Consider the following 5,466-nt stretch of genomic DNA (forward strand, 5'->3'; position numbering starts at 1 on the left):
CCACGGTCATTGAACAGCAACAGCGCTTAAAGGAAGATCAAATTGATGCCGTTATCGGTTATATCTCAGATGACGAACACTGTAAAAGTATTCAGCTATTGGAATATTTTGGTGAGAAAAGAAGCGAGCCTTGCAGCATTTGTTCCGTGTGCATTTCTAAAAAAAGAGCTCCCAAAAGAACATCAGTAAAAAGTATTTCTTATGACATTATTGTCCTTTTGGAAAATCAGCCCTTAACTTCAAGAGCCCTTGTAGAACAAATGGAACATTCAGAAAATGAGATTTTGGAAACCCTGAAGTTAATGCTCGCCAATAATATTTTAGAAATCACGACGAACAATTCATACAAAATAAGACACACATAAATCGAGCGTACTTAATTTTAGCATCAGATGAATGATTTTTATTTATTGTGAATAGTAAGCCTGTACTGAGCGAAATGGAAGTATGACCTTTAAAAAATAATAAATTTGAACACATGAAAAAGAGAGATTTGAGAATTGTATTTATGGGCACACCAGAGTTTGCGGTAGGCACCTTAAAACTGTTGGTTGAAAACCAATACCAAATCGTTGGGGTTATTACTGCTCCTGATAAACCAGCGGGCCGCGGGCAGAAACTGCACCAATCGGATGTGAAAAAATATGCGCTATCTCAAAATTTAAGACTCTTACAACCGACAAATTTAAAAGACGACGAATTCTTAAATGAATTAAAGTCCCTAAATGCCAATGTGCAAATTGTCGTGGCCTTCCGGATGTTGCCTGAAGTTGTTTGGAGCATGCCCGAATATGGCACCTTTAATTTGCATGCCTCTCTTCTACCCGACTACCGAGGCGCGGCACCTATACATTGGGCCATCATTAATGGTGAAGAAAAAACAGGCGTGACCACATTTTTTATCGATGAAAAAATTGATACGGGCGCTATCATCTTACAAAAGGAAGTGACCATTAAAGAGGACGAGACGGTTGGCACTTTACACGACGAGTTGCAGCAAATCGGGAGCGAATTGGTCATTGAAACTTTACAATTGATCGGAGCTGATAAGGTTACAACCACGATACAATCTAAAGTTGAGCAACCCAAAACCGCCTTTAAACTCCATAAGGAAAATTGTCAAATTGACTGGAATCAAAGTTTGAACGCTATTTACAACAAAATAAGAGGCTTGAATCCATTTCCTGCAGCTTGGACGAATCTTAAAACCAAAGACGAAACATTAATGGTCAAATTGTTTGCGGTTGATAAAGAAGAAATAGCACATTCAGATGCCGTAGGAACGATCATAACTACAAAAACTGACCTAAAAGTATCAGTCCAAGGCGGTTACTTAATTATTAAGGAAATGCAGCTCCCTGGGAAGCGAAAAATGGACATTCGATCACTTTTGAATGGTTTTAATTTTTCTGAAGACGATAAAATGCTCTAAACCCTCATGAATACTGATATAACATAAAAAAGCAAAAAACCGATTGCGTTTATTAACAATTACTCAAAGTTATTAACAAATACTCGCATTTCCCTCGCCATTACTTGCGTGAATGAATAATCCGTATAAATTTGTAGAAGGATTTGACAAAATGTTTAACCCAACTATTTTTAATAATTAAAAAAATAACTTTATGAACAAAACAGATTTAATCAATGGAATGGCTGAAAATGCTGGCATTACGAAAGCAGCAGCTAAAAAAGCATTGGATTCTTTATTAAATGATATCGAAAGCTCTTTACAAAAAGGTAACAGAGTTTCTTTAGTAGGATTCGGATCTTGGTCAGTTTCTAACAGATCAGCAAGAGAAGGAAGAAACCCACAAACGGGAAAAACTATTCAAATCGAAGCTAAAAACGTAGTAAAGTTTAAAGCTGGTTCAGATTTAAGCAACGCAGTAAACTAATATCATATTAGATATATTAAAGAATCCACTCGCTAGGGTGGATTTTTTTTGTGTCCTTTTTTAACAAAAAAATTGCTTTTTCAAATAATATGTTTTAGCTTTAATTTCAAAATCATGACTTATGATTACAATTAAGCCCAAAAAAGGACATCTTTTAATAGCTGAACCTTCCATTATCGACGATACTTCTTTTAACCGTTCTGTTATTTTATTGGCAGATCATTCAGATGAGGGCTCTATAGGTTTTATATTGAATAAACCTTTAAAATATACCTTAAAGGATTTAGTGCCACATACTAAAGCGTCCTTCAAAGTCTATAACGGAGGTCCTGTTGAACAGGACAATCTTTATTTTATACATAAGGTTCCCGATTTAATCCCTGAAAGCATAGAGATTTCATTGGGCATTTATTGGGGAGGAAATTTCGATATCGCTTTGGCCCTGATCAATAGTGGTGAGATAAAAGCTTGTGATATTCGTTTTTTCCTTGGGTATTCGGGATGGGAACCGACTCAACTGGATACTGAACTCGAAACAAACTCTTGTATTGTCACTGAAAACATCTATAAAAAATCCATCATCGAAAAAAAAGACAGCAGTTTCTGGAAAGAAAAAATGCTCGAATTAGGTGGCGAATACAGCATCTGGTCCAATGCACCAGAAAATCCAAGCTACAATTAAGAAAGTCTTATTTTAATATTCAGCTTTTCCAAAATCAATTTTGACACGTCTGCTGTATATTCCTTTTTCCTATACTTGGTTATCGGTTGAATGCCAACGATGATATTCGTTATAAATAATTCATCGGCTTTTTGAAGTTCAAAGGGAGAAATCGGAGCCTCCTCTAAGACATATCCTTCAAGTTTCTCTACAAGTTCCATAATTTGTTTTCTCATAATGCCTTTAAGACAGCCTTCCGATAAAGGCGGCGTTTTAATCACGCGGTCCTTCACCAAAAACAGATTTCCATTTAATGCTTCAACAACTGTTTTATCCGTATTTAATAAAAAGCAGTTGTGAAAATTATTTTCCTTGGCGAAAATACTTCCCAGCACATTAATGCTTTTATTATTGGTCTTCAAAGTTGACAATAATCCAGGAGCCACATAAAAATCCTTGAACAACTCTACGGTATACGGCTCTTGACTTAACACATAAAAATCAGAAGCCAATTTTTCAGTCACCATATTATAACCAATAGCATTAGTAGAAGGTGTATATTTTCCTTCGGCCTCGCGATGCACATTAATACGTACCCTCGCCGAAGCGGCCATCAGTGCATTGGCTTCAACAGTCTTTAAAATTTCACTTTCAAGAAATTCCATGGTAAAATTCATTGGGATTTCCATGCGTAAAATGCGCATAGAGGACATTAACCTAAAATAATGATCTTCCCAAAATAGCACCTTTCCGTGCACCACCTTTAGGGTTTCAAACAGTGCATCGCCATAGGTATAGCCCCTGTTTTCCAATGATAATAAATTTGAAGAAGTATCGTGAAGGGTTCCGTTAAAATTAACCATAAAAAAAAGTCTCGAAGTTTTTAAAAAATCGAGACAAATATACTATTTTAAAAAGAGTCCGCCTAAGCAGATCCTAAAACCTGTTTCAAATCTGAAATTTGATTTTCCCAAAGCATCTTAGCTTCATCGACCTCATCCTCCTCAATAAAATCAGTAACGATAATAGATACGTCTTTGGTAATTTCATCCACTTGGATTCTGATCTCAAAATAATAGGAATCCCCTTCTTCTTCATCTGCTAACCATCTGAATTTAATACGTTCGTCGCTTTTTTTACTCAATAGTTTAGCCTTCTCTTCACTGTCATTCCAGATAAACGTAAACATTTCGCCACGAGAGTTTACGTTATCAGCAAACCACTCTGAAAGGCCAGAAGGTGTCGATATATATTGATATAAAAGCTGAGGAGATGAATGAATGGGAAATTCCATCTCAATTTTAATTTTGTCTTCCATAAAATTTTTTGTTAGCGTGGTCAATATATAATTAATTGTTTAGTTTAAAGACAAATTGCTTGAAAATAATTTAATCTAGATTTTATTGGGATTAATGCTTGCAGACATAGAATTTGTTTTTATATTTGCAGCCTTAAATAAATGCAGGAAGCGACGGATTGAAAAATCTTATAATTCCTGATAAAATTAAGAATGGCGAGGTAGCTCAGTTGGTTACCTGCCCGTCCCGAAAAGGCACGTTCGGGCGGGGAGCGTCGGATTTAAAATCCAGAGGCTTTCATAAAAAACATAATGGCGAGGTAGCTCAGTTGGTTAGAGCGTCGGATTCATAACCCGGAGGTCAGGGGATCGTGCCCCCTTCTCGCTACTTGATAATAAGGCAGTTACATTGATTTGTAACTGCCTTTTTTATTGTAGGTACAACGGATCAAGTCAAAAAATTGGATCAAGTCAAAAAGTTGTGGGATTTTAATCAATCTAAGACAAAATTTGTCGACTTTCTAAATCGAAAATAAAAAGATTCATTTAATACCGCTCACAAAAAAGTGCGGCAAACATAATTTACCGCACTTCACAGTATAATCAATAAATTACTTGGATTCTTCTTCCGCCGCCTCAACATTCACCTCTGATTCAGCAATTTGAGTCAATTTTTTATCAGCTGCTTTTTCTTCCTTCAAGGTTTCTTCCAATAATTGAGCTGCTTTTGTCAAGCCAAGTGTTACTGCAAACTGACGAAGGGTACCATAAGATGCAATTTCATAATGCTCAACTTTCTGCCCTGCGGAAATAATGCCGGCGTCACGCATTGGTCCTTCCTCACATTCTTCCATTATTTCTTCGGCTTCTTTAACTAATCCGGCCATTGCTTCACATTTTATAGCAGTGGCTTTTTTGCCGATTACTTCAAAGACTTCCTCCACCCGACTAACTTGATGTACTGTTTCCGCCAAGTGACTTTCTAAAGCAGCAATTAACTTTTCTGAGGTTGCGTTTTTAATCATCTTGGGAATCGCCTTGGTCAAAGCTTTTTCGGCCCAATAAATGTCTTTTAATTCATCTACAAATAATTTCATGAGTTGAGATGATTTCATTGTTGTTGAGGAACTCTTTTTTGATGTTCCTTTTGAACTGGTCTTGCTAGCTTTGCTGTCTGCAGTCCCTTTTGATTTTGTGTTCGCCATTTTGTTCAATTTTAAAGATTAGAAATTCATGATATTCTTTCATAATAGTTTTAAGAATCACCTGTTTTAGAGAATTTACTTAACTTATAAATTCTCGAATTAAAAAATAGAGGAAAACCGTAAAATAGGATTTCTTTAAAATTAGATAATTACTCAAACGAAGTTTTCCCTACTACAATGAAAGAGGTGTTTAATTTTCTCGTAACTAACTCATTAGGGAAAGAGAGCTTAGAAAATAAAACATTTTGATTTATTCTTCTAAATTTAGTTTGATTACTTCCTAAAAATTGACTCGATTGCAAAAAAAAGTAAGACAAATAATAATTTTCATCTAACCGAACCCTTTAGTTTTCCAAACCTTAATGATTTTTAAGATAAAACTGATCGGCACATTTAAATTTCAAT

The 5,466-nt window shown here is 35.6% G+C and carries 7 protein-coding genes and 1 tRNA gene; 5 read left to right on the plus strand and 3 right to left on the minus strand.

The annotated features are described in order from the left end of the window. The 4 genes from ABIQ28_RS04750 to ABIQ28_RS04765 form a co-directional block, all read left to right on the plus strand. Window positions 1-365, plus strand: a 365-nt coding sequence (locus ABIQ28_RS04750) for a RecQ family zinc-binding domain-containing protein (RefSeq protein ID WP_348035697.1), incomplete at its 5' end; no start/stop codon positions are given. A 113-nt stretch (window positions 366-478) separates the two neighbouring features. Beyond that, complete coding sequence (fmt, locus tag ABIQ28_RS04755; protein WP_348035698.1) at window positions 479-1,432, plus strand: methionyl-tRNA formyltransferase; 954 nt, start codon at window positions 479-481, stop codon at window positions 1,430-1,432. Window positions 1,433-1,625: 193 nt separating this feature from the next. Further along, entirely contained in the window at window positions 1,626-1,898 is a 273-nt protein-coding gene (locus ABIQ28_RS04760; protein WP_348035699.1) for an HU family DNA-binding protein, read from the plus strand. A 121-nt stretch (window positions 1,899-2,019) separates the two neighbouring features. Then, a complete protein-coding gene (locus ABIQ28_RS04765) occupies window positions 2,020-2,580 on the plus strand; it encodes a YqgE/AlgH family protein (protein WP_348035700.1) in 561 nt (186 codons plus the stop codon). Here the strand turns inward: ABIQ28_RS04765 and ABIQ28_RS04770 are convergent. Both ABIQ28_RS04770 and ABIQ28_RS04775 read right to left on the minus strand, forming a co-directional pair. Next, a complete protein-coding gene (locus ABIQ28_RS04770; protein ID WP_348035701.1) occupies window positions 2,577-3,422 on the minus strand; it encodes an aminotransferase class IV in 846 nt (281 codons plus the stop codon). The genes ABIQ28_RS04765 and ABIQ28_RS04770 overlap by 4 nt on opposite strands. A gap of 62 nt (window positions 3,423-3,484) precedes the next feature. Beyond that, window positions 3,485-3,877 carry an START-like domain-containing protein gene (locus ABIQ28_RS04775; RefSeq protein ID WP_348035702.1) on the minus strand — a complete coding sequence of 131 codons (393 nt, stop codon included), beginning with the start codon at window positions 3,875-3,877 and terminating at the stop codon, window positions 3,485-3,487. Between the two features lie 293 nt (window positions 3,878-4,170). Between ABIQ28_RS04775 and ABIQ28_RS04780 the strand changes: the two genes are divergently transcribed. After that, window positions 4,171-4,244: transfer RNA gene (locus ABIQ28_RS04780), tRNA-Met, on the plus strand. A 223-nt stretch (window positions 4,245-4,467) separates the two neighbouring features. Here the strand turns inward: ABIQ28_RS04780 and ABIQ28_RS04785 are convergent. Further along, entirely contained in the window at window positions 4,468-5,061 is a 594-nt protein-coding gene (locus tag ABIQ28_RS04785) for a ferritin-like domain-containing protein (RefSeq protein WP_348035703.1), read from the minus strand. Between the last annotated feature and the right edge of the window lie 405 nt (window positions 5,062-5,466).

Origin of the sequence: Gelidibacter sp., assembly GCF_039916245.1 — a bacterium.
Taxonomy (GTDB): Bacteria; Bacteroidota; Bacteroidia; order Flavobacteriales; family Flavobacteriaceae; genus Gelidibacter.

Coding starts and splice junctions, on each gene's coding strand:
- ABIQ28_RS04760 (WP_348035699.1), top strand. CDS start 1,626: ATGAACAAAACAGATTTAATCAATGGAATGGCTGAAAATGCTGGCATT.
- ABIQ28_RS04775 (WP_348035702.1), bottom strand. CDS start 3,877: ATGGAAGACAAAATTAAAATTGAGATGGAATTTCCCATTCATTCATCT.
- ABIQ28_RS04765 (WP_348035700.1), top strand. CDS start 2,020: ATGATTACAATTAAGCCCAAAAAAGGACATCTTTTAATAGCTGAACCT.
- ABIQ28_RS04785 (WP_348035703.1), bottom strand. CDS start 5,061: ATGGCGAACACAAAATCAAAAGGGACTGCAGACAGCAAAGCTAGCAAG.
- ABIQ28_RS04770 (WP_348035701.1), bottom strand. CDS start 3,422: ATGGTTAATTTTAACGGAACCCTTCACGATACTTCTTCAAATTTATTA.
- fmt (WP_348035698.1), top strand. CDS start 479: ATGAAAAAGAGAGATTTGAGAATTGTATTTATGGGCACACCAGAGTTT.